Raw genomic sequence first — 26,270 nt, forward strand, 5'->3', positions numbered from 1 at the left:
AGGAGAACCAAATGACATTCATGAAGATTGCGAAGGCCACATTGCTGGCAAGTGTGATGATGACCGGGGCTGCAACGGCCTGCGAGGTAACGCTCCGGTCATCTGACACCCACCCGGACGGCTATCCGACCGTCGAGGCCGTCAAGGCCATGGGCAAGATGCTTGAGGAGCGCACCGGCGGCAAGCTCTGCATCGAAGTGTTCCACTCCGCCCAGCTTGGCCAGGAAAAAGACACCATCGAGCAGACAAAGTTCGGCGTCATCGACATGAACCGCGTCTCCATGGGCCCTTTCAACAATCTGGTTGAAGAAACCAAGGTTGTCTCGCTGCCCTACATCTTCCGTTCGGTCGATCACATGCACAAGGTGATGGATGGCCCGATCGGCGAGGAAATCCTCAAGGCTTTCGAGCCGCATGGTTACGTCGGCCTTGCCTTCTATGACGGCGGTTCGCGCAGCTTCTACAATGCCAAGAAGCCGGTCGAGAGCATCGACGACCTGAAGGGCATGAAGGTCCGCGTCATGCAGTCGGACATCTTCGTCGACATGATGTCCGCCCTCGGTGCCAATGCCACCCCGATGCCCTATGGCGAGGTCTACTCCTCGATCCAGACTGGCGTCATCGACGGGGCAGAAAACAACTGGCCGTCCTATGAATCTTCCGGTCACTTCGAAGTCGCCGGCTACTACACCCTGGATGAGCATCTGATCGTGCCGGAAGTTCTGGTGATGTCGAAGGCATCCTGGGACAAGCTCAGCGCCGAAGATCAGGCCGCCGTGCGTCAGGCTGCCAAGGACTCCGTGCCGATGATGCGCGAGATGTGGGCTGCCCGTGAAAAGGCATCCGAGGAAAAGGTGCGCGCCGCTGGCGCCAAGATCGTCACGGACATCGACAAGAAGCCCTTCATCGACGCGATGAAGCCGGTCTACGAGAAGCACGTGACATCTGACAAGCTGAAGGATCTGGTCGCCCGCATCCAGGCGACCGAGTGATGTGAAGCCCAAACCCGTGCCGCACACTGCGGCACGGGCCTTCTTTTGCGTGGAGACGTCAGGTGCAAGACACCATGAAATCAATCGCGCAGGCATTGGGCCTCATCGCTCGCCTCGCTCTCTGGCTGGCTGGCGCCGGTCTCGTCCTGATGACCGCTATCATTTCGGCTCAGGTCTTCTTCCGTTACATTCTGAACGACAGCCTCATCTGGAGCGAACCGCTTGCGGTCATTCTCATGGGCTGGTTCATCTTCTTCGGCGCGGCAGTCGGCATCCGCGAGGGCTATCACCTCAGCTTCGATGTGCTGCTCTACATCATCCCGGAAAAAGTCAAGCTGGCTCTCTACACCGTGTCCGATGCGCTGGTCGCCGTCTTCGGCGCTGGCATGTTCTGGTACGGGCTGCAGCTTGCCTTGTCCGCGTGGGATGTGAAACTGCCTTCGCTCGGCATTTCCGGTGCCTTTGATTTCCTGCCGCTGGTTGGCGGCGGCGTCCTCGTCTTCCTGTTCTCGCTTGAGCGCATCGCGCGCCGGGCTGCAGGCCTGCCAACCTCACGCTTCGGCGAAACCGACATGCAGGAGGCGTGAGATGGAACTTTGGGTTCTTTTCGGCTCTTTTGCCGTTCTTCTTCTCATCGGAACTCCGGTGGCCTTCTGCCTCGGCATTTCGTCGCTGCTGACGGTGCTCTACCTCGGCATGCCGCCGGTGATCGTTTTCCAGCGGCTGAATTCGGGTGTCTCCGTCTTCGCACTGATGGCTATCCCCTTCTTCATCTTTGCCGGTGAACTGATGGTGCGCGGCGACATTGCCCGGCGCCTCGTTGCCCTTGCGGGGGCGGCTGTCGGGCACATGCGCGGTGGCCTCGGCCAGGTGAACATCGCCGCTTCCGTCATGTTCGGCGGCATTTCAGGCTCGGCAGCAGCCGACGCCTCTGCCATCGGCGGGCTGATGATCCCGCAGATGAAGGAACGCGGCTATGGCGTCGACTATGCGGTCAATGTCACCGTCGTGTCCTCGATCATCGCCCTGATGATCCCGCCCTCGCACAACATGATCATCTATTCGATCTCGGCAGGCGGGCGCATTTCCATCGCGGATCTGTTCACAGCCGGCATCATCCCCGGCTTCGTTCTGGCGCTCAGCCTGATGATGGCGGCCTGGTGGGTGGCGCGCAGCCGCGGCTATCCGACGGAAGCCTTCCCCGGCTGGGCGGCCCTTGGCTGGCTCTTTGCCAATGCCATTCCGGGCCTGCTGCTCATCGGCATCATCTTCTTCGGCGTGCGCTCGGGCGTGTTCACCGCCTCCGAAAGCTCCTGTATTGCCGCCGTCTATGCGCTGGTGGTAACGGTGCTCGCCTACCGAACCATGACATGGGAGAACTTTGTCGGGTCCACCATGGCGGCGGTGCGCACCACGGCCATGGTGCTGCTGGTCATCGGTTGCGCGGCCTCCTTCGGCTGGCTGATGGCCTTCCTGAAGGTGCCGGCGGAAATGGTCGCCCTGCTGCGCGGCCTCTCCGACAATCCGATCATCATCCTGCTGCTGATCAATGTGGTGCTGCTGTTCCTTGGCACCTTCATGGACATGTCGCCGCTGATCGTCATCACCACGCCGATCTTCCTGCCGGTTGCCACCGCCTTTGGTGTCGATCCGGTGCATTTCGGCGTGATCCTGATCCTCAACCTCGGCATCGGCCTGTGCACTCCGCCCGTGGGCGCCGTGCTCTTCGTCGGCTGCGCCGTGGGACGGATCACCGTCTGGGATGCCATCAAGACCATCTGGCCTTTCTATGGCGCTGCCTTTGCGTCGCTGCTGCTGGTCACCTATGTGCCCGCCCTGTCGCTCTGGCTCCCTTCACTCTTCCATTGAGGCTAACTGTCCCATGCTGAAGACTTACCCTGCTGTCCCTGCAGATCCTGGCGTCACCCGCCAGGTTCTGTCCGAAAGCCCCGAGCTCATGGTCGTTGCCTTCCGCTTCGGCCATGAAGGGGCCGAGGGCAAGCTGCACAACCATCCGCATGTCCAGTCCACCTATGTGGAAAGCGGCCGCTTTCTGTTTCAGGTGGACGGTCAGGAGATCGAGGTGGGGCCGGGCGACAGTTTCGTCATCCCCTCCATGGCCATCCACGGCTGCCGCTGCCTTGAGCCCGGCACCCTGATCGACACATTCACGCCCCGCCGTGACGATTTTCTCTGATTTGCAAGTTAAGGAAGAAGGACCCGTTCCATGCTGACCGTTGAAACCCGCCACGCCATTGATCCGCAGACCGCAAAGCGGATGGACACGGAAGAACTGCGCAAGCATTTCCACATGGGCAACCTGTTTGCCGCCGGTGAAATCCGCCTCGTCTATACCCACTATGACCGCATGATCGTCGGCGCCGCCGTGCCCTCGGGCGCTGCGCTCGTGCTGGATCATGTCAAGGAATGCGGCACCGCCAGCATCCTCGACCGCCGCGAGATGGCCGTCGTCAACGTCGGCGCCAGCGGCAGTGTCTCCGCAGCGGGCGAGACCTATGCCATGGAGCGCGGTGACGTGCTGTATCTGCCGATGGGCTCGGGCAAGGTGACCTTCGAAGGCGAAGGCCGTTTCTACATTCTCTCCGCTCCGGCACACGCTGCCTACCCGGCCCGCCTGATCCGCATCGGCGAGGCTGAGAAGGTGAAGCTCGGCTCGATCGAGACCTCCAACGACCGCACCATCTACCAGTTCGTGCATCCGGCAGTGATGACCTCCTGCCAGCTCGTTGTCGGCTACACCCAGCTGCACAATGGCTCGGTCTGGAACACCATGCCCGCCCACGTGCATGATCGGCGCATGGAGGCCTATCTCTACTTCGACATGAAGCCGGAGCAGCGCGTGTTCCACTTCATGGGCGAGCCGCAGGAAACCCGCCATCTGGTGATGAAGAACGAGGATGCGGTGGTCTCCCCGCCCTGGTCCATCCACTGCGGCGCAGGCACCGGCAGCTACACCTTCATCTGGGCCATGGCCGGTGACAACGTCGATTACAAGGACGTGGAAATGGTCGCCATGGAGGATCTGCGGTGAACCCTTTCTCGCTTGAGGGCAAGACCGCCCTGGTGACCGGTGCCAATACGGGCATCGGTCAAGCCATCGCGGTGGCACTTGGCCGCGCGGGAGCTGAGGTCATCTGCGCGGGACGCTCGTCCTGCGCAGAAACCGTTGGCCTCATTACCGGCGGTAATGGCAAGGCGCGGGAGATGGTGCTCGACTTCGCCGACCCGATGGCCGCCCGTGACGTCTTTGCCGCCGAACCGGTGGACATTCTCGTCAACAACGCGGGCATCATCCGGCGTGCCGATGCGGTGGACTTCACCGAGGCCGACTGGGATGAGGTGATGGACGTGAACCTGAAGGCCGTGTTCTTCACCTGCCAGGCTTTCGGCAAGGCCGTTCTTGGCCGTGGAGGAAATGGCAAGATCGTCAACATTGCCTCGCTCCTGTCATTCCAGGGTGGTATCCGGGTGCCGTCCTACACGGCCTCGAAGCATGGTGTTGCTGGCATCACCAAGCTTCTGGCCAACGAATGGGCGGCGAAGGGCATCAATGTGAATGCCATCGCCCCCGGTTACATCGAAACGAACAATACCGAAGCACTGCGGGCGGACCCGGTGCGCAACAAGGCCATTCTTGAGCGCATCCCTGCCGGCCGCTGGGGCCAGGCATCGGACATCGGCGAAGCCGCCGTGTTCCTTGCTTCTCCGGCTGCCAATTACATCCATGGTGCAGTGCTGAATGTTGACGGAGGCTGGCTTGCCCGCTGATCTGGAAATCGAACGTGTCGTGAATGCAAAGGTGGGCATCGTCCACCTGGGGCTTGGTGCCTTCTACCGTGCCCATGGTGCCATTTTCATCGAGGAAGCCGTTGCCCGCTCCGGCGGCAACTGGGCCATCACCGGCGTTTCGCTGCAAAGCCCGACGACGCGCGACCGCATGGCGCCGCGCAATTTCGAATACACCGCCGTTGAGCTGGGGCCCGATGGGGAAACCCGCCGTGACGTGCGCATCATCCGCGACGTGCTGGTCGCCCCGGAAAGCCCGGAAGCCGTGCTTGCCGCCATGGCGAGCCCCGATGTGAAGATCGTCACCCTGACGGTCACCGAAAAGGGCTATTGCCACGAGCCGAGCACCGGCCGCCTGAACCAGTCCCATCCGGACATTCAGAAGGATCTGGCGAACGCCCTGCCCGTCTCCGCCCCGGGCTATCTGGTGCGCGCCCTGCAGCGCCGCTTTGCCGCTGGCCTTGCCCCCTTCACCGTAATGACCTGCGATAACCTGCCGCACAATGGCAAGGTGGTGCGCGGCGTGGTGCTGGATCTCGCCCGCCTTATCGACCCGGCCCTTGCAGACTGGATCGAGCGCGAAGGCCGCTTCCCTCCACCATGGTGGACCGCATCGTCCCTGCGACCAAGCCGGAAGACATCGAGCGCCTGTCCGCCGTCACCGGCCGCAATGAAGACGGCCTCGTGGTGCATGAGCCATTCCGCCAGTGGGTGGTCGAGGATGACTTCGTGGGCGGCGAACGCCCGGACCTTGGCGCCGTTGGCGTCGAACTCGTGTCTGACGTTGCCGTCTACGAGCACATGAAGCTGCGCATGCTCAACGGCGCGCATTCCTCGCTCGCCTATCTGGGTTACCTTTCCGGCCACAAGACGATCGCCGACACCATGGCTGATGAGGTCTTGGCCGGTTTCGTCACCCGCCTGTGGAGCGAGGAGATCATCCCCGCCCTGACCCCGCCGCCGGGCGTGGATCTTGCCGGCTATGCGGCTGCCCTCAAGGCCCGTTTTGCCAACACCGGCATCCGCCACCTCACCTGGCAGATCGCCATGGACGGCAGCCAGAAACTGCCGCAGCGCATTCTCTCCACCCTTGGCGAGAACCTGAAGGCCGGCCGCAACAGCCCGCGCCTGATGCTCGCCGTGGCCGCATGGATGCGCTACGTGGGCGGTGTGGACGAGACGGGTGCGCCGATCGAAGTGAAGGACCCGCTGGCGGCCCGCCTGCGTGAACTCTTCGACAGCGCCGCCACGGCGGAAGGTAAGGCCGCAGCCCTTCTGGGTGTGCGCGAGATCTTTGATCCGGCTCTTGCCAGCCAGTTGCAGGCCCCTGTGGCAGAGGCGCTTGGCCTGCTGCTGAGCCAGGGTGCCCGCAAGTCCGTGCAGTCCCTGTAACAGAGGCAAGCCATGAGCCAGCTGATCGTTCTTCATCCCGACGACAATGTGGGTATCGTGAAGGAGCGCCTTGCCGCCGGCAGCGATCCTCTCGGGCTGGGTGTGGCTCTCGCCACACCCTCACACCGGGCCACAAGGTGGCCCTGACCGCAATCCCCACCGGAGCGGAAATCCTCAAGTTCGGCCAGATCATCGGCCGGGCCAGCAAGGACATCGCCGCTGGGGAGCACGTGCACACCCAGAACTGCGCCTTCGGGGACCACGATCAGCAGTATCAGACCGGTGCCGATCTGGAACGGGCGAAGGCCGCTGTGCCCTCGCCCGCTCCGCGTACGTTTGACGGCTATCTGCGCAAGGATGGCCGTGTGGGCACCCGCAACTTCATCGCCCTCTGCGCCACGGTGAACTGCTCTGCCACCGTGATCCGCCGGGCGGCCTTCGAGCTGGAAAACTCCGGCGCACTCGAAGACTATCCGAATGTGGACGGCATCGTCGCCTTTGCCCACGGCACCGGCTGCGGCATGGCCTCCGAGGGGCGCGGCTTTGACATCCTGCAGCGCGTGCTGTGGGGCCATGCCACCCATCCTAACGTGGGCGCGGCCGTCTTCGTCGGCCTCGGCTGCGAGGTGATGCAGATCGCCCGCATGAAGCACACCTTCGGGGCAGAAGGCGCGGACCACTTCCACAGCCTGACCATCCAGGAAACCGGCGGCACCCGTGCCACCATCGCGGCCATCAAGGCCAAGGTGCTGGAGATCCTGCCCGAGGTGAACAAGGCACAGCGCCAGCCCTGCCCTGTCTCGGCCCTGCGCATCGGCTTGCAGTGCGGCGGCTCGGACGGCCTGTCCGGCATCACCGCAAACCCGGCCCTTGGCAAGGCGTCGGACATGATTGTCGGCCTTGGCGGCACGGTGATCCTGTCGGAAACGCCGGAAATCTACGGTGCCGAACAGCTTCTGCTGCGCCGTGCTGCCTCGCAGAAGGTGGCGGATGATCTCATCGGCTGCATCCGTTGGTGGGAGCATTACACCGAGATGAACGACGGCAGCATGGACAACAACCCGAGCCCTGGCAACAAGGCGGGCGGGCTGACGACCATTCTGGAAAAGTCGCTGGGGGCTGTCGCCAAGGCTGGCTCCACGCCGCTGACCGCCTTCTACGACTATGCCGCACAGGTAACGGAACCCGGCCTCGTCTTCATGGACACCCCCGGCTATGACCCCGTGTCAGCGACGGGTCAGATTGCGGGCGGCGCACAGCTGGTGGTCTTCACCACGGGCCGCGGCTCTGCCTTCGGCTCCAAGCCTGCGCCCACCATCAAGGTGGCCACCAACGACATCCTGTTCAACGCCATGCCGGAAGACATGGACCTGAACACCGGGGACGTGCTGTCGAAAGGCATCAGCCTTGAAGCCAAGGGCGAGGAAATCCTCGACATGATCCTCGCCGTCGCCTCAGGCCAGAAGTCCAAATCCGAAGCCCTTGGCCTTGGCGACAACGAGTTCGTGCCCTGGCAGGTCGGCGCAGTGATGTAATACCAACTCTCGATGAGCTTGACTTATCGAGAGTTGGTCAAGCCCGTGCGGCGCTTGAGCATTTTCAAGGCGTGATGCGTCAGCATCGAAAGCCTTGGTACAATAAAAAGGCATGGCGCCAGCGCCATGCCTTTGCAGATCCTTGCGGACCGAAACAAATACCCGGCGGGGCTGACCCGCCGGGTATTTGTTTTATTCGTCCATCTTGAGGGCCTTGATGAAGGCTTCCTGCGGGATCTCGACCTTGCCGAACTGGCGCATCCGCTTCTTGCCCTCCTTCTGCTTTTCCAGAAGCTTGCGCTTGCGGGTCGCGTCGCCGCCATAGCACTTGGCGGTCACGTCCTTGCGCAAGGCGGCGAGGGTTTCGCGGGCGATCACCCGGGCGCCGATGGCGGCCTGGATCGGGATCTTGAACATGTGACGGGGGATCAGATCCTTCAGCTTCTCGCACATGGCGCGGCCACGGCGCTCGGCTTGAGAGCGATGGATCAGCATCGACAACGCATCGACGGGTTCCTCGTTGACGAGGATCGACATCTTGACGAGGTCACCTTCGCGGTAATCCGACAAGGAATAGTCGAAGGAGGCGTAGCCCTTGGAGATGGACTTGAGGCGGTCGTAGAAGTCAAAGACGACTTCGTTCAGCGGCAGGTCATAGGTGACCATGGCACGCGAGCCCACATAGGCCAGATCCACCTGCACGCCGCGCCGTTCCTGGCACAGCTTCAGGATGGCGCCGAGATACTCGTCCGGCGTCATGATGTTGGCGCGGATCCACGGCTCGCGGATCTCCTGAATCTTCACGACATCCGGCATGTCCGCCGGGTTGTGCAGTTCCACTTCCGAGCCATCGGTCAGGGTCATCTGGTAGACCACCGAAGGTGCCGTGGCGATGAGGTCGAGATCGAACTCACGCGACAGGCGCTCCTGAATGATTTCCAGATGCAAGAGGCCAAGGAAGCCGCAGCGGAAGCCGAAGCCCAGCGCCGCAGAGGTTTCCATCTCGAAGGAGAAGCTGGCGTCGTTGAGGCGCAGCTTGCCGACGGCAGCGCGCAGATCCTCAAAGTCGCCCGCATCCACCGGGAAGAGACCGCAGAACACCACCGGCTGCGCCGGCTTGAAGCCTGGCAGTGCTTCGGTGCAGGGCTTGCGCTCATCCGTGATCGTGTCACCGACGCGGGTGTCGGCCACTTCCTTGATCGAACCGGTCAGCACACCGATCTCGCCGGGGCCGATCTGGTCCACCTGCAGGAATTTCGGCGTCATCACGCCGACACGGTCCACTTCATAGGAGGCGTCTGTGCCCATCATGCGGATGCGCTGGCCGCGCTTCAGCGTGCCGTCGATAATGCGTACCAGCACCATCACGCCCAGATAGGGGTCATACCAGCTGTCCACCAGCATGGCCTTCAGCGGCCCGTCCCTGTCGCCCTTCGGCGCCGGAAGACGGGTGACGATGGCTTCCAGCACATCCTCGATGCCAAGGCCGGTCTTGGCGGAAATCATCACCGCATCGGACGCATCAATGCCGATCACTTCCTCGATCTGCTCCTTTACCCGGTCCGGCTCGGCGGCGGGCAGGTCGATCTTGTTGAGGACGGTGACAATCTCGTGGTTGTTGTCGATGGCCTGATAGACGTTGGCCAGCGTCTGGGCTTCCACGCCCTGGCTGGCATCGACCACCAGAAGCGAGCCCTCGCAGGCCGCCAGCGAGCGCGAGACTTCATAGGCAAAGTCCACGTGGCCCGGCGTGTCGATCAGGTTCAGGATATATTGCTGCCCGTCCTTGGCATTGTAGACGAGGCGCACAGTCTGCGCCTTGATCGTGATGCCGCGTTCCCGCTCGATGTCCATCGAGTCAAGAACCTGCTCGGTCATCTCCCGGTCCGTCAGCGTGCCCGTCATCTGGATGAGACGGTCCGCAAGCGTGGACTTGCCGTGGTCAATGTGGGCCACGATGGAGAAGTTGCGAATATTGGAAATGGGCTGGCTCGTCATGCTTGCCCGTTTACCACTCCAATTGGCTTCCGCAAAGGGGATTGCAGCGGTTGGAGCATGGGTTTCCGGCGTATTTTTTAACCCTGATGCGAAGACTTGACTCAAATCCCGTGCCGGGGAGGCAAATCACGGCGCAGGATGGTGCCGAACCGGGCTGCTTCGTCCGCAATTTCGAGAGCAAAGTCGAGCAGCATTTCCTGCTCAAGTGATTTGCGCGACTGAACCACCAGCGCAATATCACGGGTCAGAGGCTCGAAATCAGCGGGGCGGATTTCGACGAGACGACCCGCTGCCAGCGAAGCCTCAACAGACGAGCGGACAAAGAAGCCGATCCCCTCCCCTGCCTCCACCAGATAGCGCCCCGGCTCAGTGGGAAGCTCCACACAGGAGGGAGCGGCGAGCGTCAGCGACGTCATCCGCGCCGGAGCGATCTGCCACCAGCGCAGATTGAAGAAGCGCGGCGCAAGGCGCAGGGCCTCCAGCATGTCCGGCGCCTCGCCGATCCGCTCCGCCACGGCAGGGGCCGCCACCAGCGGCAGATCCTCGCGCAGCACGAACAGCGCCTCCAGATGAGTCAGCAGCGGATCAATATTGGGCCAGCACATGACGGCAAGATCCACCTCGCGCTCATGCAACATGGTGGCCACATGTGTGTGGCGGCCATCGCGCACGATCACATCCACCCCGGCGTGACCGCGCTGGAAGCGCAGCAGCGCGCGGCTGACCAGCGGCATGATCATGGTGCTGAGCGTTCCGATGGCGACACGTCCGCGCTCGGCCCGTTTCAGCGCCTCGCGCGCCTCCTGCATCACACCCAGCATGCGCCGGCAATAGGGCAGGAAGCTGATACCGACATCCGTCAGGCGCACATTGCGGCCCCGCAGGAACAATGCCCCGCCAATGGCATCTTCCAGGGCCTTGATGCGCATGGAAACCGTGGCCTGGGTGACATTGAGCCGGGCGGCTGCCCGGGTGAAGCTGCCATCACGCACCACACGGTCGAAAGTTCGGAGCTGATCAAAGTCCATCGATTGAATTTTCTTATGGATCTGATAATTTCTTTTGCATTCAGAGGGTATAGAAAGCAGAAATCTAATGCAATCCGGAACACAAGCCATGCACCTGCGCCCCGCCACCCACGACGACCTCCCCGCCCTGCTCGACATTCACAACACCGCCGTGCGGGAGCTTCGGGCCATCTGGACCGACCGGCTTGAAACGCTGGAGGACCGGAAAAAATGGTTGGAGGGCCGCCAGGCCGCAGGCCTCCCGGTGATCGTGGCCGTCGATGAGAATGGTGGACTGCTTGGCTATGCCAGCTACGGCCCCTTCCGCGCCAAGGAGGGCTATAACCTGACCATGGAGCACTCGATCTACGTCAACAAGACGGCTCAGGGCAAAGGCACCGGCAAGGCACTTCTTCAGGATCTGATCGAGCATGCAAAGGCCGCCGGGCTGCACACGCTGGTCGGAGCAGTGGACGCAGACAACGCTGCCTCCCTCGCCCTGCACGCAAAGTTCGGCTTCACCGAAACAGGCCGCCTGCCGCAGGTCGGCTTCAAGTTCGGCCAGTGGATGGACCTGATCTTTGTGGTCAAGGTGCTGTCAGACCAGCCTGCACCGCCTGCCGGCTCTGCGAGCTGATACCCCTCTTGCGGCCGATGTGCGAGGACAGAGGCAGGCTACTCGCCGCAGCAGCAAGAGCCATCAACCGCCGTATTTCTCCAGAAAGGCCTCCGCCTTCATCTGGCGGAAATCGGGGAGAGCGAGACGCAACCGCTCGTGATCCCAGTCCCACCAGGCAAGCTGCAGCAAACGTTCCGCGGTTGCTGCAGCAAAACGGGGACGCAGCAGCGTTGCGGTGACGCCCGCAACAATGGTGTAGGGCGCCACATCCTTGGTCACCACAGCTCCGGCAGCGACAATGGCGCCTGCGCCAATGGTCACATCCGGCTTGATGATGGCGCCATGCCCGATCCACGTGTCCGGGCCAATGACCGTTCGCCTCGAAGCACGCCTTGCAAAGAATTCCGCATCATCTGCCTCCTCTTCCCAGTAATAGCTGGAGCGGTAGAGGAAGTGATGCAGGCTGGCGTGGTCCATCGGGTGATCGGTTGGACCAATCCGGGTCATGGCCGCCACATTCGCGAACTTGCCCAGTTCCGTGTTGGCAATATCAGCCATCTGGTCGCAATAGGCGTAGTCGCAGAAAGTGGAGTTTGTAATCCGGCTGTCCCTGCCCGCCTCGCAATAGGCCCCGAAGGTGGAATTGACCACCTGGACACCGGGATGGAGGAAAGGCTCAGCGGCGGAAAGCTTCGGCATGATATGATCCGTCTGAGGCTGCCCCTAAGGGGCGGCAAACTTCATTCACCCTTGATCAGCTTCTTGCGCAGCCATCCGGACAGGCTGTCCATGGCCATCACCATCAGCACGATCAGCGTCATGTAATAGGCCACCTCTTCCCAGTCGCGCTGGGTCTGGATGGCCTGTGTCAGCAGCAGACCGATGCCGCCGCCAACGATGGCGCCGATGACCGTTGCGCTGCGGGTGTTGGATTCAAGGAAGTAGAGCGCCTGGCTTAGCAGCACCGGCATCACCTGTGGCACAACGCCGAAGCGGGCGCGCTGCACCGCATTGGCGCCGGTAGAGCGCACGCCCTCCACCTGCTTCTCGTCGATGTTCTCCAGCGCTTCGGAGAAGAGTTTGCCGAAACTGCCCGTGTCGGTGATCATGATGGCAAGGGCGCCAGTCATTGGGCCGGGACCAAAGGCGCGGGACAGAATGATGGTCCAGATGAGACCATCCACGCCGCGGATGAAGTCGAACACACGGCGGGCAGCGAAGCGGAACGGCCCCAGCGGATTGAAGTTGCGTGCTGCAAGGAAGCTGAGCGGGAAGGCGATCAGCGCGGCGCCCGCCGTGCCGAGGAAAGCCATCAGCATGGTTTCAAATATGGCCCAGGCCACATCGCCATGCCGCCACATGCGGTTGGTCCAGAAGTCATGCAGCATGGCCGGAGCATTGGCCTGTTCCGGGTTGACCCGCTCGCCCCACAGGGCCAGGTTCATCAACTCCAGCGGACCCTTGCCGTAGAATGGGCTGTCGAGGGTGAAGAAGAACAGCTCCCAGCCCGGGAAGTAGCGGAAGGTCTCCACCTTGGAGCGGGTGTAGGCAAAGCGCCCGGCCTTGGTCGTCACGGACACGCGGGAGTCCGAGGCATTGATCCAGTCCGGCAGCGGCTGCGGAGCCATCAGCTTCAGGCTGTTGCCGTCGGGCTGGACGTCAATGACGCCATAGCCCGGCACTTCATAACGCGCTCCTGCCGCGTCATAGGTGATCACGTGGCCATTGCCCAGATCGACCACAGTGGTCGTGCCGTCACTGGTCACCCAGTCCGGCAGCATGCCCGGCGGATAGGCGCCCTTGTTCTCGCCCTCCACGGACACGGACAGGCCGCCGTTGCGGTTGTCGCGCGTCACATGCACCTTGTAGGACCAGAAGTCCGCCAGCAGGATGGCCGCATTGTCCAGTCTTGCCCGCTGCGCCAGGCCCGCCAGATCGAAGGCAAAGGCCGCATAAGCAAGATAGGCAAGGATCAGGCCTGGCACCGCGAAGGCAGCGATGCGCCGGTTGCGGAAGCGGGTGAGGATGGTGCTGTTGAGGTTCGCCGTCTGCGGCATGTCCATGGTGGCCATGTCAGTGTCCTTTCACCAGCCTGTGACGGGCATGGTCCGACAGCCGGTCGATCAGCACGATTGTGACGAAGAGCATCAGGAAGATGGCCACCACTTCGTCGTAGCGGCCCTGCCCCCATTGCATGGCAATCTTCAGGTCATAGCCGATGCCGCCGGACCCGACGAAGCCGAGAATGGCGGAGGCGCGCACATTGATCTCGAAGCGCATCAGCGCATAGGAAAGCCAGTTGGGCGACACCTGCGGAATGACGCCGAGCCACATCTTCTGCACCCAAGAAGCCCCTACAGAGGCGAGGCCTTCGACGGGCTTCAGATCGGCGTTTTCCGCCACTTCCGAGAAAAGTTTGCCAAGCGCGCCTGCCGTGTGCAGGGCGATGGCGATGACGGCCGGCACAGGGCCGCCGCCGAGAATGAACACGAGCACCAGCGCAACCACGATCTCCGGAATGGCGCGCAGGGCGTCCATCATCCGGCGGAACAGCGGCACAAGGCGGGGCCAGCGGGCGAGGCTGCGGGTTGCCAGCAGCGCCAGCAGCATGGCGGCTAGCGCGCCGGTCAGCGTTGCCGTTGCGGCGATGTTCACCGTTTCGATCAGGGAGGCGAAATGACTGGCCATCAAACCGGGCAGCACAGCCCGCTTGGCCCAGGCTTCTGCCAGAACTTCGGACGGGAAATCGAACACCTGCGACAGGCCGTTCCAGAAGCCGCCGGCATTGCGCCCGTCGGCCATGATCCAGCCGGAGGAGAACAGCATGATGAAGAAGAGCAGCAGCACGCCGCCATAGAGGCGCTTGCGCCGTGTCATCTCCAGATAAGCTTCATGATGCGAGGCAACGCCCTTGCGGCTGCCGCCATCAGCTCCATACGCGAGATTGGTCATGTTGCCCTGACATGGTGCCCTGAAAATGCGAGTGCCGGGCTCCATTGCTGGAGCCCGGCATGAATATGCGGAGAGCTTACTTGGCTTCCTGCAGCTTGCGGGCGGCGATGATGCCGAGGTAGGCATCATGGGTCACCGGGACCAGATCCTTGGCTTCGCCATGGGACAGGGCGTAGGCGCACTTGGGATCGTCCTGCCACATGGTGTCGGCGATGGCGGTAACCTTGGCCTTCACGTCAGCCGGCAGAGCCTTGCGGATCACGTAGGGACCTTCCGGGATCAGCTTGGACTTCCAGATCTCGACGAGATCGTTCATGTCCACGATGCCAGCGTCCGAAGCCTTGCGGAAGGCGCCGGAGTTGTAACCGTCTTCCCAGTTGCCAAGGCCGTCAGCCCAGCTCACCGCAGCATCGAAGTCACCGTTGGCGACGCCGACGATGGACTGCTCGTGACCACCGGAGAACTTCACTTCACCGAAGTACTGGTCGAGCTTGCCATAGGTGTCCTGCAGCTCGGCACCCGGAACCAGATAACCGGAGGTGGAGTTCGGATCAGCGAAGGCAAAGCGCTTGCCCTTGGCCTGCTCGATCGAGGTGATGCCGCTGTCCTTGCGGGCAAAACCGATCGAGTAGTAACCGGTCGAGCCATCCATGTTCTGCTTCGTCAGAACCGGCTCAACGGCTTCAGGGTTGGTCAGGTAGATCTTGGCATAGCCGGAAGCGCCGAGGCCGGCGAAGTCGATCGAACCGCCGAGCATGCCCTGGATCACACCGTCATAGTCAGCCGGGGTGAAGAGCTTGACCGGCACGCCGAGGGCTTCTTCCACCTTGACGCGGAAGCACTCGTTCGAGGTCATGCGGTCCTGGGCGTTTTCGCCGCCGAGGATACCGATGTTGAACTGGGTGATCTTTTCCTGCGCACCGGCAACGGTGGTGCAGGCAAGCGAGAGGGCAGTCGCCAGAAGCAGCTTCTTCATAAGAACTCCATTTTCACAGAATAGAGGCCTGAACCGGCTTGCTGCCGGCCTCAGGCCGGGACCGTCAGGACACCATCGCGGCGGCATAGGCGGGCTGGGACCACGCGGGATCTTCAGCCTTCGCATCCACCGGAATGCTTGTGGAGGTGGCAGCTTCGTTGAAGCTGTCATCGGCTCCGTAAATCTCGCGGGCAACGCTGGTCGTCAGCTCGTCCGCCGTGCCGTCAAACACCACTTCCCCATCGCGCATGCCGATCACCCGGTCGCAGTAGCGCCGCGCGGTGTCGAGCGTGTGAAGGTTGGCAATGACCATGCGGCCGTCTTCCACGTTGATCCTCTTCAGCGTGTCCATGACGATCTGCGCGTTCATCGGATCCAGGCTGGCAATCGGCTCGTCAGCCAGAATGATCTTCGGGTCCTGCATGAGGGCGCGGGCAATGGCGACGCGCTGCTGCTGACCACCGGAAAGAGCCTCGGCACGCTTGGGCGCCTGCTCGGCGATGCCAAGCCGGTCGAGAATTTCAAGCGCCTTCAGGATGTCGGCGCGCGGCCACAGGCTGAACAGCGTCTGCATCGTGGAGCGGCGGTTCAAAATGCCGTGCAGCACATTGGAGGCCACATCCATGCGCGGCACCAGGTTGAACTGCTGGAAGATCATGGCGCACTGGGACTGCCAGGCCCGCGAGGCCGCCCCCTTCAGCGCCAGGATGTTGCGGCCCTCAACCAGGATTTCGCCAGCGGTGGCATCTGTCAGGCGGTTCATCATCCGAAGGAAAGTCGACTTGCCTGCTCCGGACCGGCCAATGATGCCGACGAATGCAGGACCGGCGATCTCGAAACTGATCCGGTTCACGGCTGCCTTCTGACCGAACAGACGCGTCACTTCCCTGACTTCCAGCATTGGCCACCCCTTTTGCTCGGCGTAACCTAGTGCCCCTGTGTGACAGTTTCTTGTAGGAAGCATGAAGATCATGCGAATAGATTTAGCCGGTTACCTCATCAATGACTTTTGGCCGCAAGACCTTGAAGCAAAAACAAGCCCCCTCTGGGTTTTGTTCTTTGGCTAAATATCAACCCTGCACTGTGCCCTTCCGAAAAAATGGCAGGCCTTAACAAAAATCCCGGCCTTCGGGGAAGGCCGGGGTCTTGGATTATCAGGCGTTGACGGAAGTCTCAGCTCATCCAGCGCAGCTCACGGCCACGCACCGGATTGACGAACTCACGTCCCTCTGCCTGTGAGGCGGACCATTCCCGCTTCAGCTGCATCCACCAGCGGCCTTGGGTATCCGCATCGTTGATGAGCATGAGCTTTGGATTGTACTCCAGCCCCTCGCGCTGCTGGATGACAACACGGCGGTCCTGACCGAGGAAGACATTCATCAGGTGGCGGATCAGCGGCTTGAACGGCCCGATCCAGCCCATGCTGGCCCAGAACATCTGCCGCACTTCCGTCTCATCCTCGCTCACCGGGGTGATCGTGGTCAGGCCGACGACGGAGTGCTTCGAGCCCTTGATATGCTCGATGCGCAGGCCCGGCAGCATGTAGCGGATTTCCGTGGTCACATCATCGCCCAGCAGCTTGTAGGCAATGTTCTGCGGCGGCAGCTTGTGGCGCACCATGGCCCAGCCCAGCTCCGACGGCTCGAACAGCTTGCGCTTGGGGCGCAGTTTCGCAGCGTTCTTCTTGAACCACCACGAGGTATGAACGAAGGCCGCATGGGTCGGGTCCATCAGGCCGAGCGCTGCATGGTCCACCGAACAGACGAAGTGCTGCATGATATGCAGGGCCGGGCCTTGCTCAACGGCAAAATCCGGCAGCATAGGCGGCTGCGGCTGGCGGCCTTCCGCCGGGCTTTCGCCATTGGCCGCGAAATAAACCCAGATCAGACCCTGCTGCTCCACGACGGGATAGGCGCCGCAGGTGATCTTGGAAAAGTCGATGGTCTGGTCTTCGTGCGTGGAAGGAATGTCGACGCAGACCCCCGCCGTATCAAAGCGCCAGCCGTGGTAGCAGCATTGCACGGTTTCGCCGTCAAACTTGCCGTGGCGCAGCGGGATGCCCCGGTGCGGGCAGATGTCACGCAGGGCAAAGACCTTTCCGGTCTTGTCGCGGCCCAGCAGAACCATGTCGCCCATCAGCTTCTTGCCGGTCATCGCGCCGGGCTTGATCTCCGCGCCCGGACAGGCAACGTACCAAAGACCGCGCAGAAGTTCTGCCTTGAGATTATCCACCTGAAGTCACCCTGAAACCGGCCCCGGAAGCCCTTTCGTCCGGGTGTACCCGAGCAGGGAAGCAGGCTCAAGGCTTCGATGCAACGGTCCGGTCCGCAACATTACGGATGTAAGGCGGAGAAAAAGGGCTCAGGCAGCGCTGGAGAGAAGCGTCCCGATCTGATCCCGGGTGCCCGCGTAGAGCGAGGAAACCGACGCGCTCTGATAACTGGAAGAGACGCCATTGCCGCTGACATTGATACTGCCTGCACTGGCCGAACGGGCCGAAAGCCCGGTCGCGCTGTCATAGGACACGCGGTCATAGGAAACGAAGGACGCGGAGACTTTCTGCCCACCGATCTCGCCCTCGATGAGGGTTTCAGTGATCGTGGCGCTTTCGTAGGCCATTGAAGCCTGGGACGTTCCATCAGTTCCGCCGTCTTCGCCGAGTGCGGCACGCAACTTGTTCGCCGTTTTCGTGTAATCATCAGAAGAGGCCAAAGGAGATTTTTTATCCTCCGCGCTCTCGTCCTTATTTTTTGAACAGCCTCACGTAGCGTTTTGATTACGGCATCCGCTTCCTGAGCCTGCTTGGTCGCCGCTTCCAGAACGGAACTACTTGCGCTATCTTTGGCTGCAGGCTTCGCAGAGGAACCGGCAGGCGTTGTATCCAGCAAATTGCCGCCCTTTGATCCGGATGAGTTCTGGGTCATCGAGAACAGGCTGGCAGAGGTGGTCGTCGTCTGGATCGAAAGCTGCATGCCGGGCTCCATTCTGGGCTGCTGGCGGCGAATCTGGAGCAGAGTGTCAGGGGAAAAGATTAACGCATCATTAACCAATCTATCTGGAAGCTGGACTGGGGGCCTGGCTGAGGGGATTGAAACGGAGGAAACGATCATGCCGGTGACACAGATCTTCTCACTTCCCGGCCGCAGCGCCGAGGAGAAGCAGCTCATCATGGAATGCATCCATGAGGCACTGATGACGCGCTTCGACATCCCTCATGACGACCAGTACATGGTCTTCAATGAAAAGGAGCGCGACGATTTCTTCTTCGGATCGTTCCCGGAGATGGAGCGCAGCGATGCGTTCATTCTGATCCAGATCACCGTCAGCAACACCCGCAGCGTCGAGATGAAGAAGAACCTCTACAAGGCCATCTGCGACAAGCTCGGCCGCAAGGTGGGGGTCATGCATGACGACGTGATGGTGTCACTCGTTGAGGTGACGCGCGACTGCTGGTCCTTCGGCCGGGGCATTGCGCAATACACCTGACCGCTTTCCGCATGGCACGTAGCCCGGCGCGGGAGCGAAAAATATCGAAGTGTTAATGTCTGAGTGGGACGATTCCCCAGGATATGACGGATCCTGACGGAAAATCCGTATCCAATCCCGGCTCATTGCCCTTAATCTTGCCCGGATTGGAAGGTTGCTTCGCTGGCTGCCGCCCATTCCCTCCCTGTTGCAACAGTTTGCAGGTCGTCCCAACCATGTGCCGTCTGGCTGCCTATCTCGGAACCGAGATCCCGCTCGAAAACATCATTGCCAAGCCCCGGCACTCCCTGCTCGTGCAAAGCCTCGATGCGCAGGAGGCGAAGCTGCGGGTCAATGGCGATGGTTTCGGCATTGCCTGGTATGGCCATGCGGCGGAGCCGGGCCTGTTCAAGGACGTGCTGCCGGCATGGGCCGACACCAACCTTCAGAGCATCTGCCGGCTGGTGACCTCGCGCCTGTTTCTGGCGCATGTGCGCGCGGCCACCACAGGGGCCACATCGCGGGACAACTGCCATCCATTCTCTCATGGCCGCTGGTCCTTCATGCACAATGGCAACATCGGTGATTTCGCCCGCATCCGCCGGGAGATGGAGATGCTTATCGATGAGGATTTCTACGCGCTGCGGCGCGGCACCACGGACTCCGAACTCTTCTTCCTGCTGCTTTTGACGAATGGGCTTGAGGAGAACCCGCGCGCGGCACTGGACCGGACGCTTGCGCAGGTGCTCGATATTGCAGCCCGGCGGACCACGGGCGAGAAGCCCATCCGGCTTACCTGTGTCTTCACCGAGGGCACGGAACTTTTCGCCTTCCGTTACGCCGATGATGCGGCAGCGCCCACGCTCTATATTTCCGAATGCCTCGACCATGGCGGCCGCGCCTTTGCCTCGGAGCCGCTGGAGGGTGCCTGCGCGCGCTGGAGGCCAGTTGAGCAGGGCCATCTGTACCGGCTGACGCCAAACGGCGTCGAACAGACACCTCTGGCTGTGCCGCAGAGCAGCACGGAAGCGCGCGTGCTGGAAGCGGCCTGCTGACTTCTCCGGCTCACCTCATTCACGCTTGACGATTTTCCATATTTGAGATTTAATTCCAAATATGGAAAATAAAAAGTCAGACCAAGCTGAACTGGATCAGCAGATCGCCTTGCGTCTTCGCCTGTTGCGGCAGGAGAAGGGGCTCTCTCTTGATCAGCTCGCAGCGCTCAGCGGCGTCAGCCGCGCGACCCTGTCACGGCTGGAGAACGCCGAAGTCAGCCCCACAACAGCGGTGCTGGCCAAGCTTTGCACGGCCCATGGCATGACGCTTTCCCGGTTGATGCAGATGGCGGAGGACGCATTTCCTGCCGTGGTGCGCCGGGATGCACAGCCCGTCTGGACGGACCCGGAAACCGGACACCGCCGCCGCATCATCTCTCCCCACCAGCGCGCTGTCGGGCGAGGTGCTGGAATCCGTCCTGCCGCCTGGCACATCCGTCACTTATGAAGCTCCGCCCCGCCCCGGGCTTGAGCACCATCTGGTCATGCTGGATGGCAAGCTGACGGTGACGCTCGACGGTGAGGCCCATGACCTGGCGCCGGGCGATTGCCTGCGGTTTCAGCTCTATGGCGGCAATACCTTCGAGACACCGCCAGAGACCGGTGCCTGCTATCTGATTTTCATGGTCTGATACCACCTCTCAAGTCCGGAGATTTCCCTTGTCCGATTTCACCCTTGACCTGCGCCGGGCCCCGGCGCAGCTCGATGATGCATGCCTTGATGGTCTTGCAGACGTGCTTCTCGGCTGCGTCAGCGGCGGTGCCAGCGTCAGTTTCGTAGAGCCGTTTACGAAGGCGGACGCCCGCAGCTTCTTCGTGCAGAAGGTGGCACCGTCCGTCGCCTGTGGCGACAGCGATCTGGTGGTGGCAGTTGCGGGTGGCCGCATTGCCGGAACCGTGCAGCTGGCCTGCGATACCCCGCCCAACCAGCCGCACCGTGCCGATGTGCGCAAGCTTCTGGTCCACCCGGACTTCCGCCGCCGCGGCATAGCGGAAGCACTGATGCTGGAACTTGAGCGCCTGGCGCGGGAACGGGACCGCAGCCTGCTCACCCTGGATACACGCGAAGGCGATGCAGCCGAAAGGTTGTATCTCAGGCTCGGCTACCAGATCCTCGGCCGCATCCCAGCCTATGCCAACCACCCGCAAACCGGTCAGCTGGAGGGCTGCACCTTCTTCTACAAGGTGCTGAACGCAACCTGAAGAGGCTTTCCGCCTTCCCTTGGTCGCAATCCTCGTCAACACTCACCACCGGGTACGGGACAGCGCCGGGCATTGATCTTCACTCGGGGGAGAGGGGTCTGTTGCCGGGGAGAAAACCAAGGAGGCCTGCGGTGAGCAGAAAGGCGAAGCATTTCATCCTGTCGATGGACGGCGGCGGCATCAGAGGCATTATCCCCTTGCGCATTCTGGAGGCTCTCGACGGGCGGCTGCGCCGTGCTGGCGTGACCCGGCCCTTGCATCAGATTTTCAGCCTGATCTGTGGCACATCCGCCAGCGGCCTTATTGCAGCGGCCCTTGCAGCTCCGCGCAACGGCGGTGCTGGCGGCGAGGCAGCAGGCACTCTGTCGGATCTGCGGCACTTCTTCGAGGTCGAGGCGCGTGAGTTGTTCACCTACAGCTTCAGCAAGCGTCTTGGCCGTTTTGTCACCAATCCGCTTGGCCTCTTCGACGAGCGCTATGACGCCCGTCCACTGGAGCGGATGCTGAAGGACCGTTTCGGCTGGACCTCCATGGCCAGCGCCCTCACCCATGTGATGCTGCCGGCCTATGACATAGAACGGCGCAATCTGGTGATGATGTCCAGTGGGCAGGGCACGGATGCGGCGCGTCCGGACGATTATTATTTCTGGGAAGCGGTGCGCGCCTCCATGGCCGAACCATCTTTCTTTGAACCTGCCCGCATCGACAACCTCACCCGTGGCTGTAACGAGGCGATGATCAGCGGCAGTGCACTGCTTGGCAATCCGGCACTGGCAGCCTATGCCCAGGCCCGCCGCATGGGCTGGGCGGCGGAGGATATCGTGATGATCTCGCTGGGCACGGGCCATGCGGGCGGACGGGCCTTCGAATACGAGCCCGCCTGCCGCTGGGGGCGCTCGGCTGGATGCTGCCATCCAATGGCGCGCCGCTTCTCTCGGTGCTGCACGACGGGCATGCCGCCGCCACTGCCGGTCTGGCGAATCAGGTTTTCGCCGATCTGGATGGCCCTGCCTATTACCGCTTTGACGGCGAGCTGCCGCCGGAGGCCGAGGAGATGGACAACGGCCGTCCTGGCAATCTGATCCTGCTCAACGGTGCGGCGGACCGCATCATCCGCGATCAGACACTGATGCTGGATGAACTGGCGGCATCAATTGCGGCCAGCTGCGATGAGGTCGAGGAGGCTGGCACGTCTGCCGCAAAGGAGCGGGAAGCTGCCTGAAAAGCGGCCCGAGAATCGAACTGGGAGGCTGGCTCGAAAGCGCTGGCTGACATGTCCGTGATCGCGTCAGACTTGCCCTCAGAGCCCGACTCTGTTGAGATTCGCCAGGTAAGGGCCATCATGGTCCCTCCACGGATTTCAGTGCTTATGCCTTATCTTTCCAGAATTCACCGGACTGCTGCGGCCCGGTGTCTTGTATTTGCCCTCGCCGCTTCAGGGCTTTCGGCACTGCTGGCTTGTGCGCCGGCTCAGGCCTCCGGCACGCCTGCGGCCAAGCCATCTGCACGTGAGGCATCGGCGCCAAGGCTGCCGCGCCATCTTGATCCCGGCGCTCCGGCCAAGGATTATTTCGGTGCGATGAAGGAGCCCGCGCCACTCACTTCCCGCGCCATCGGCTCCTATGCCAAGGGCTGCCTTGCCGGGGCGTCATCCCTGCCCATCAATGGCCCTTCCTGGCAGGTCATGCGCCTGTCGCGCAACCGCAACTGGGGCCATCCGGCCTTGATCAGCTTTCTGGAGGACTTTGCAGCCAAGGCGCCGAAAGTGGGCTGGCGCGGGCTGCTGGTGGGCGACCTTTCCCAGCCGCGTGGCGGGCCGATGACCTCCGGCCATTCCAGCCACCAGATCGGGCTGGATGCGGATATCTGGCTGACGCCAATGCCGGACCGGGTTCTAAGCCAGGACGAGCGGGAGAACATCTCCGCCATCTCCATGGTCAAGCAGCCGCAGGACGTCGCGGGGGCAGACCGCAGCGTTGATCCGCGGCGCTGGACCGATACACATGCGGCGCTGATCCGTCTGGCGGCGAAGGACCAGCGCGTTGCGCGCATCTTTGTCAATCCGGCGATCAAGAAGGCCCTGTGCGAGTTCGAAACCGGTGACCGGGCCTGGCTGCGCAAGGTGCGCCCCTGGTGGGGCCATGACTATCATTTCCATGTGCGCATGTCCTGCCCGGCCGGCAGCCTGGGCTGCACCGATCAGGACGAGCCGCCGCAAGGTGACGGCTGTGGCACGGAGCTTACCTCATGGCTGGCAGACGGGCCCTGGGTGCCGAAGATCGACCCGCAAACCGGCAAGCCGCCCCCGGTGCAGAAGAAGCGCCCCCTCGCCCTTGCCGCTCTGCCGAAAACCTGTGGCGAGGTTCTGACAGCCCGGTGAGGGCGTAGATCTCACCGGCTTGGCAAAGCTGAAACTCAGCCCCGGACCAGCGGAAAAATATCTGCCTTGCGGATGCTCAGGTGCCCGGATTCGCCTGCACTCACATCCGTGGTGGAGGGCACTTCCAGCTCCAGCGCCTCGTCCGGTGCGCCGCTGCCGGTGGCCCGCACGATGAGGCGGCGGCCGCCAGGGTGGTCGATGACGCGCTGGACGGTGGCGGGAATGCCGCCTTGCGTCCCGTCCGCCTGCCAGCCGAGATCTGCGGGCCGGACGTAGATTTCCACCGGCCCGTCATGCCCGCTTGCGCCCACCGGCTGGCCGTCCACCAGCAGTGTGCCGCCGCGTGCCTCGCCGGTGAAGCGGTTGGCATCACCAAGGAAACGTGTGACAAAGGGCGAGGCCGGGGTGCGGCAGACATCGCGTGGCGTACCCTGCTGTTCGATGCGGCCCTCGTTGAGGATGACCACGCGGTCGGCCAGATCCAGCGCCTCTTCCTGATCGTGGGTCACGAAGAGCGTGGTGATGCCCAGCTCGTCATGGATCTCGCGCAGCCAGCGGCGCAGGTCGCGGCGCACGTTGGCATCCAGCGCGCCGAAAGGCTCGTCCAGCAGCAGCACCTTGGGGTCAACGGCGAGCGCCCGGGCAAGGGCAACGCGCTGACGCTGGCCACCGGAGATCTGCGAGGGGAACCGGTCGCCGAGCCCGGCAAGGCGCACCAGTGACAAGAGATCCTGCACCCGGTCAGCGATTTCCTGACGGCTGCGGCGGGTCTTGGACACTTTCATGCCAAAGGCGATGTTTTCGGCCACGGTCATATGCGGGAACAGCGCGTAGTGCTGGAACACGAAGCCGACGCCCCGGTCCCGCACGGGGATATTTGTGGCATCTTCCGTGCCGAAGAGGATGCGCCCGTCGTCGGCATATTCGAGGCCTGCCACCATGCGCAGGATCGTCGTCTTGCCGGAGCCGGAAGGTCCGAGCAGGGCGACAAGCTCGCCGCTTTCGATCTCCAGCGAAACACCGCGCACCGCACGGAAGGTGTTGAAGGTTTTCACCACAGTGTCGAGGACGATTTTCATGGCTTTTCACCCTTGGCCTGATCGCCGGAAAGCGGAGCACCAGCAAGCGCCGGGCGGGAGGCGCGGCCTGCGCCCATGCGTTCCAGAAGAACCTTGGCGATGATGGTCACCAGCGCCAGGACAGTGAGAATGGAGGCAGCCGCGAAGGCGCCTGCCGTGTTGTAGTCGTGGTAGAGCAGTTCCACATGCAGCGGCAGCGTGTTGGTCTGCCCGCGAATGTTGCCGGAAACCACCGAAACCGCGCCGAACTCGCCCATCACCCGGGCATTGCACAGCACCACGCCGTAGAGCATCGCCCAGCGGATGTTGGGCAGCGTCACCGCCAGGAAGGTGCGCCAGCCCGAAGCGCCCAGCGAGGTGGCTGCTTCTTCAAGATCACGCCCCTGCGCCTGCATCAGCGGGATCAGTTCGCGCGCCACAAACGGGGCGGTGACGAACATGGAAGCAAGCACGATGCCCGGCAGGGCAAAGAGGATCTTGATATCTGCCGATTGCAGCAAGGGCCCGAACAGGCCCTGCAGCCCATAGACGAACATGTAGGCGACGCCCGCCACCACCGGCGAGATGGAGAAGGGGATCTCGATCAGCACGATCAGAAGCCGCTTGCCGGGGAAGTCGAATTTGGTGACGGCCCAGGCGGCGGCGATACCGAAGGCTGTGTTGACCGGCACGGCAATCAGGGCCGTCAGCACCGTCAGGCCGATGGCGTGCAGCGTGTCCGGTTCGGCAATGGTGGCGGCGAAATAGCTGAAGCCCTTGCTGAAGGCCTGCGCGAAGATGACAAGCAGCGGGGCCAGCATGAAGATGGCACCCAGCACCAGCACGAAGCCGATCAGCGTGCGGCGGATGGCCGGGCGGTCGCCAACGCGGGGCGGCTTGCGGGAAGAACGGGCATGCGCCATGGCTCAGCCCCTCGACATGTAGCGCAGGGCACGAGCCTGCAGGAGGTTGGTAAGCGCCAGCATGAGGAAGGCGATGATGAGCATGACCGAAGCAATAGCAGCGGCGGCCTGATACTCGTATTCCTCCAGCCGGATGAAGGCGAGAAGCGCCGTGATCTCGGTCTCGAACGGCTGGTTGCCGGCGATAAAGATGATGGCGCCGAATTCGCCGAGGCTTCGGGCGAACGCAAGCGACGTGCCCGCCAGCAGCGCCGGTGCCAGCAGCGGCAGGATCACCTGCCGGAAGATACGTGCATCCGAACCGCCCAGCGATTGTGCCGCTTCCTCCAGCGCCGGATCGAGATCCTCCAGCACCGGCTGCACCGTGCGCACGATGAAAGGCAGGCTGGTGAAGGCCATGGCCACCATGATGCCGAGCGGCGTGTAGGCCACCTTGATGCCGAAGGGTGCAAGGAATTGCCCGATCCAGCCATTTTCGACGAAAAGCGTGGTCAGCGCGATACCGGCAACGGCTGTCGGCAGGGCAAAAGGCAGATCCACCATGGCATCAATCAGCCGCTTGCCCGGAAACTCGTAGCGTACCAGCACCCAGGCGAGGATGACGCCAAAGACCACGTTGAAGAGGGTTGCGGCCAGCGCGGAGCCTGCCGTGACCATGTAGCTGGCCACTGCCCGTTCCGACGCGACAATCTGCCAATAGGCTGAAGGGCCCATGCTCGCGGCCTTGTAGACCAGCGCACCCAGCGGCAGCAGCACGATCAGGCTGATGTAGAACAGCGTAACGCCCAGCGTTAGCGGCAGTCCCGGCAGGACGCGGCGGTGCCTCATCCGGCTTCTCCTCAAGTGGCGGGGCGTTGCCCCTTCATGGCGAAACCGGCAGGAGCTGGCCCGCCGGTTGCCGTGATGTC

30 protein-coding genes and 1 pseudogene are annotated in these 26,270 nt (G+C 62.5%); 19 read left to right on the forward strand and 12 right to left on the reverse strand.

Features of this window, described 5'->3' with window-relative positions:
- Positions 1-11 precede the first annotated feature (11 nt).
- The 10 genes and pseudogenes from ACQB61_RS17000 to ACQB61_RS17045 all read left to right on the forward strand — a co-directional run bounded on the left by ACQB61_RS17000 (position 12) and on the right by ACQB61_RS17045 (position 7,726).
- Positions 12-992, forward strand: a complete 981-nt coding sequence (locus ACQB61_RS17000) for a TRAP transporter substrate-binding protein (RefSeq protein ID WP_430513578.1) — start codon at positions 12-14, stop codon at positions 990-992.
- 74 nt (positions 993-1,066) lie between these two features.
- On the forward strand, positions 1,067-1,579 hold the full coding sequence (locus ACQB61_RS17005) for a TRAP transporter small permease (RefSeq protein WP_430513579.1): 513 nt from the start codon (positions 1,067-1,069) through the stop codon (positions 1,577-1,579).
- Between the two features lies 1 nt (position 1,580).
- Positions 1,581-2,861 (forward strand): TRAP transporter large permease, encoded by a 1,281-nt coding sequence (locus ACQB61_RS17010; protein WP_430513580.1) that lies wholly within the window; start codon positions 1,581-1,583, stop codon positions 2,859-2,861.
- Between the two features lie 13 nt (positions 2,862-2,874).
- The gene (locus tag ACQB61_RS17015) at positions 2,875-3,189 is read left to right on the forward strand and encodes a cupin domain-containing protein (protein ID WP_430513581.1); all 315 of its coding nucleotides are present in this window, start codon (positions 2,875-2,877) and stop codon (positions 3,187-3,189) included.
- Positions 3,190-3,219: 30 nt separating this feature from the next.
- Complete coding sequence (gene kduI, locus ACQB61_RS17020) at positions 3,220-4,044, forward strand: 5-dehydro-4-deoxy-D-glucuronate isomerase (protein WP_430513582.1); 825 nt, start codon at positions 3,220-3,222, stop codon at positions 4,042-4,044.
- Positions 4,041-4,781, forward strand: coding sequence for a 2-dehydro-3-deoxy-D-gluconate 5-dehydrogenase KduD (kduD, locus tag ACQB61_RS17025; RefSeq protein ID WP_430513583.1), 741 nt, complete (start codon positions 4,041-4,043; stop codon positions 4,779-4,781). The genes kduI and kduD overlap by 4 nt, the downstream gene beginning before the upstream one ends.
- Positions 4,753-5,480, forward strand: a pseudogene (locus ACQB61_RS17030) (mannitol dehydrogenase family protein); the annotation flags it as partial. The gene kduD and the pseudogene ACQB61_RS17030, both read left to right, overlap by 29 nt.
- 48 nt (positions 5,481-5,528) lie before the next feature.
- A complete protein-coding gene (locus tag ACQB61_RS17035; RefSeq protein WP_430514401.1) occupies positions 5,529-6,191 on the forward strand; it encodes a hypothetical protein in 663 nt (220 codons plus the stop codon).
- 12 nt (positions 6,192-6,203) lie between these two features.
- Positions 6,204-6,338 (forward strand): hypothetical protein, encoded by a 135-nt coding sequence (locus ACQB61_RS17040; protein ID WP_430513584.1) that lies wholly within the window; start codon positions 6,204-6,206, stop codon positions 6,336-6,338.
- Complete coding sequence (locus tag ACQB61_RS17045) at positions 6,329-7,726, forward strand: UxaA family hydrolase (RefSeq protein ID WP_430513585.1); 1,398 nt, start codon at positions 6,329-6,331, stop codon at positions 7,724-7,726. The genes ACQB61_RS17040 and ACQB61_RS17045 overlap by 10 nt, the downstream gene beginning before the upstream one ends.
- 192 nt (positions 7,727-7,918) lie before the next feature.
- Here ACQB61_RS17045 and lepA read toward each other — a convergent pair whose 3' ends face one another.
- Both lepA and ACQB61_RS17055 read right to left on the reverse strand, forming a co-directional pair.
- On the reverse strand, positions 7,919-9,724 hold the full coding sequence (lepA, locus tag ACQB61_RS17050) for a translation elongation factor 4 (protein WP_430513586.1): 1,806 nt from the start codon (positions 9,722-9,724) through the stop codon (positions 7,919-7,921).
- Between the two features lie 101 nt (positions 9,725-9,825).
- On the reverse strand, positions 9,826-10,752 hold the full coding sequence (locus ACQB61_RS17055) for a LysR family transcriptional regulator (protein ID WP_430513587.1): 927 nt from the start codon (positions 10,750-10,752) through the stop codon (positions 9,826-9,828).
- Between the two features lie 88 nt (positions 10,753-10,840).
- On the opposite strand from ACQB61_RS17055, the gene ACQB61_RS17060 reads away from it, so the two are divergent.
- Positions 10,841-11,368, forward strand: a complete 528-nt coding sequence (locus ACQB61_RS17060; protein WP_430513588.1) for an N-acetyltransferase family protein — start codon at positions 10,841-10,843, stop codon at positions 11,366-11,368.
- Between the two features lie 63 nt (positions 11,369-11,431).
- Here the strand turns inward: ACQB61_RS17060 and ACQB61_RS17065 are convergent, their stop codons facing one another.
- The 7 genes from ACQB61_RS17065 to ACQB61_RS17095 all read right to left on the reverse strand — a co-directional run bounded on the left by ACQB61_RS17065 (position 11,432) and on the right by ACQB61_RS17095 (position 17,951).
- Positions 11,432-12,049: a chloramphenicol acetyltransferase gene (locus ACQB61_RS17065; RefSeq protein WP_430513589.1), complete on the reverse strand. Its 618-nt coding sequence runs from the start codon at positions 12,047-12,049 to the stop codon at positions 11,432-11,434.
- A 41-nt stretch (positions 12,050-12,090) separates the two neighbouring features.
- Positions 12,091-13,422 carry a phosphonate ABC transporter, permease protein PhnE gene (phnE, locus tag ACQB61_RS17070; RefSeq protein WP_430513590.1) on the reverse strand — a complete coding sequence of 444 codons (1,332 nt, stop codon included), beginning with the start codon at positions 13,420-13,422 and terminating at the stop codon, positions 12,091-12,093.
- Between the two features lies 1 nt (position 13,423).
- Positions 13,424-14,302, reverse strand: a complete 879-nt coding sequence (gene phnE / locus ACQB61_RS17075; protein WP_430513591.1) for a phosphonate ABC transporter, permease protein PhnE — start codon at positions 14,300-14,302, stop codon at positions 13,424-13,426.
- A gap of 76 nt (positions 14,303-14,378) precedes the next feature.
- Complete coding sequence (phnD, locus tag ACQB61_RS17080) at positions 14,379-15,278, reverse strand: phosphonate ABC transporter substrate-binding protein (RefSeq protein ID WP_430513592.1); 900 nt, start codon at positions 15,276-15,278, stop codon at positions 14,379-14,381.
- Positions 15,279-15,342: 64 nt separating this feature from the next.
- Entirely contained in the window at positions 15,343-16,179 is an 837-nt protein-coding gene (gene phnC / locus ACQB61_RS17085; RefSeq protein ID WP_430513593.1) for a phosphonate ABC transporter ATP-binding protein, read from the reverse strand.
- Positions 16,180-16,451: 272 nt separating this feature from the next.
- A complete protein-coding gene (locus ACQB61_RS17090) occupies positions 16,452-17,510 on the reverse strand; it encodes a Rieske 2Fe-2S domain-containing protein (RefSeq protein ID WP_430513594.1) in 1,059 nt (352 codons plus the stop codon).
- Between the two features lie 129 nt (positions 17,511-17,639).
- Positions 17,640-17,951, reverse strand: coding sequence for a hypothetical protein (locus tag ACQB61_RS17095; RefSeq protein ID WP_430513595.1), 312 nt, complete (start codon positions 17,949-17,951; stop codon positions 17,640-17,642).
- A 435-nt stretch (positions 17,952-18,386) separates the two neighbouring features.
- Here ACQB61_RS17095 and ACQB61_RS17100 point away from each other — a divergent pair, with 435 nt between their 5' ends.
- The 8 genes from ACQB61_RS17100 to mepA all read left to right on the forward strand — a co-directional run bounded on the left by ACQB61_RS17100 (position 18,387) and on the right by mepA (position 23,381).
- Positions 18,387-18,764, forward strand: coding sequence for a tautomerase family protein (locus tag ACQB61_RS17100; RefSeq protein WP_430513596.1), 378 nt, complete (start codon positions 18,387-18,389; stop codon positions 18,762-18,764).
- A gap of 215 nt (positions 18,765-18,979) precedes the next feature.
- Positions 18,980-19,798 (forward strand): class II glutamine amidotransferase, encoded by an 819-nt coding sequence (locus ACQB61_RS17105; protein WP_430513597.1) that lies wholly within the window; start codon positions 18,980-18,982, stop codon positions 19,796-19,798.
- A 109-nt stretch (positions 19,799-19,907) separates the two neighbouring features.
- Positions 19,908-20,246 (forward strand): helix-turn-helix domain-containing protein, encoded by a 339-nt coding sequence (locus ACQB61_RS17110; RefSeq protein ID WP_430513598.1) that lies wholly within the window; start codon positions 19,908-19,910, stop codon positions 20,244-20,246.
- A 37-nt stretch (positions 20,247-20,283) separates the two neighbouring features.
- Positions 20,284-20,430 carry a hypothetical protein gene (locus ACQB61_RS17115; RefSeq protein WP_430513599.1) on the forward strand — a complete coding sequence of 49 codons (147 nt, stop codon included), beginning with the start codon at positions 20,284-20,286 and terminating at the stop codon, positions 20,428-20,430.
- 28 nt (positions 20,431-20,458) lie between these two features.
- Entirely contained in the window at positions 20,459-21,001 is a 543-nt protein-coding gene (locus tag ACQB61_RS17120) for an N-acetyltransferase family protein (RefSeq protein WP_430513600.1), read from the forward strand.
- Between the two features lie 131 nt (positions 21,002-21,132).
- Complete coding sequence (locus ACQB61_RS17125; protein ID WP_430513601.1) at positions 21,133-22,083, forward strand: patatin-like phospholipase family protein; 951 nt, start codon at positions 21,133-21,135, stop codon at positions 22,081-22,083.
- On the forward strand, positions 22,056-22,223 hold the full coding sequence (locus ACQB61_RS17130; protein WP_430513602.1) for a hypothetical protein: 168 nt from the start codon (positions 22,056-22,058) through the stop codon (positions 22,221-22,223). The genes ACQB61_RS17125 and ACQB61_RS17130 overlap by 28 nt, the downstream gene beginning before the upstream one ends.
- A gap of 147 nt (positions 22,224-22,370) precedes the next feature.
- The gene (gene mepA, locus ACQB61_RS17135) at positions 22,371-23,381 is read left to right on the forward strand and encodes a penicillin-insensitive murein endopeptidase (RefSeq protein ID WP_430513603.1); all 1,011 of its coding nucleotides are present in this window, start codon (positions 22,371-22,373) and stop codon (positions 23,379-23,381) included.
- Between the two features lie 35 nt (positions 23,382-23,416).
- Here mepA and ACQB61_RS17140 read toward each other — a convergent pair whose 3' ends face one another.
- From ACQB61_RS17140 to cysT, 3 genes are read right to left on the reverse strand one after another with little or no spacing between them, the layout of a single operon-like run.
- A complete protein-coding gene (locus ACQB61_RS17140; protein ID WP_430513604.1) occupies positions 23,417-24,460 on the reverse strand; it encodes a sulfate/molybdate ABC transporter ATP-binding protein in 1,044 nt (347 codons plus the stop codon).
- Entirely contained in the window at positions 24,457-25,362 is a 906-nt protein-coding gene (cysW, locus tag ACQB61_RS17145) for a sulfate ABC transporter permease subunit CysW (RefSeq protein WP_430513605.1), read from the reverse strand. The genes ACQB61_RS17140 and cysW overlap by 4 nt, the downstream gene beginning before the upstream one ends.
- Positions 25,363-25,365: 3 nt before the next feature.
- Positions 25,366-26,190: a sulfate ABC transporter permease subunit CysT gene (gene cysT / locus ACQB61_RS17150; RefSeq protein WP_430513606.1), complete on the reverse strand. Its 825-nt coding sequence runs from the start codon at positions 26,188-26,190 to the stop codon at positions 25,366-25,368.
- Positions 26,191-26,270 lie beyond the last annotated feature (80 nt).

Origin of the sequence: Pannonibacter phragmitetus, assembly GCF_050510895.1 — a bacterium.
Taxonomy (GTDB): domain Bacteria; phylum Pseudomonadota; class Alphaproteobacteria; order Rhizobiales; family Stappiaceae; genus Pannonibacter; species Pannonibacter phragmitetus_B.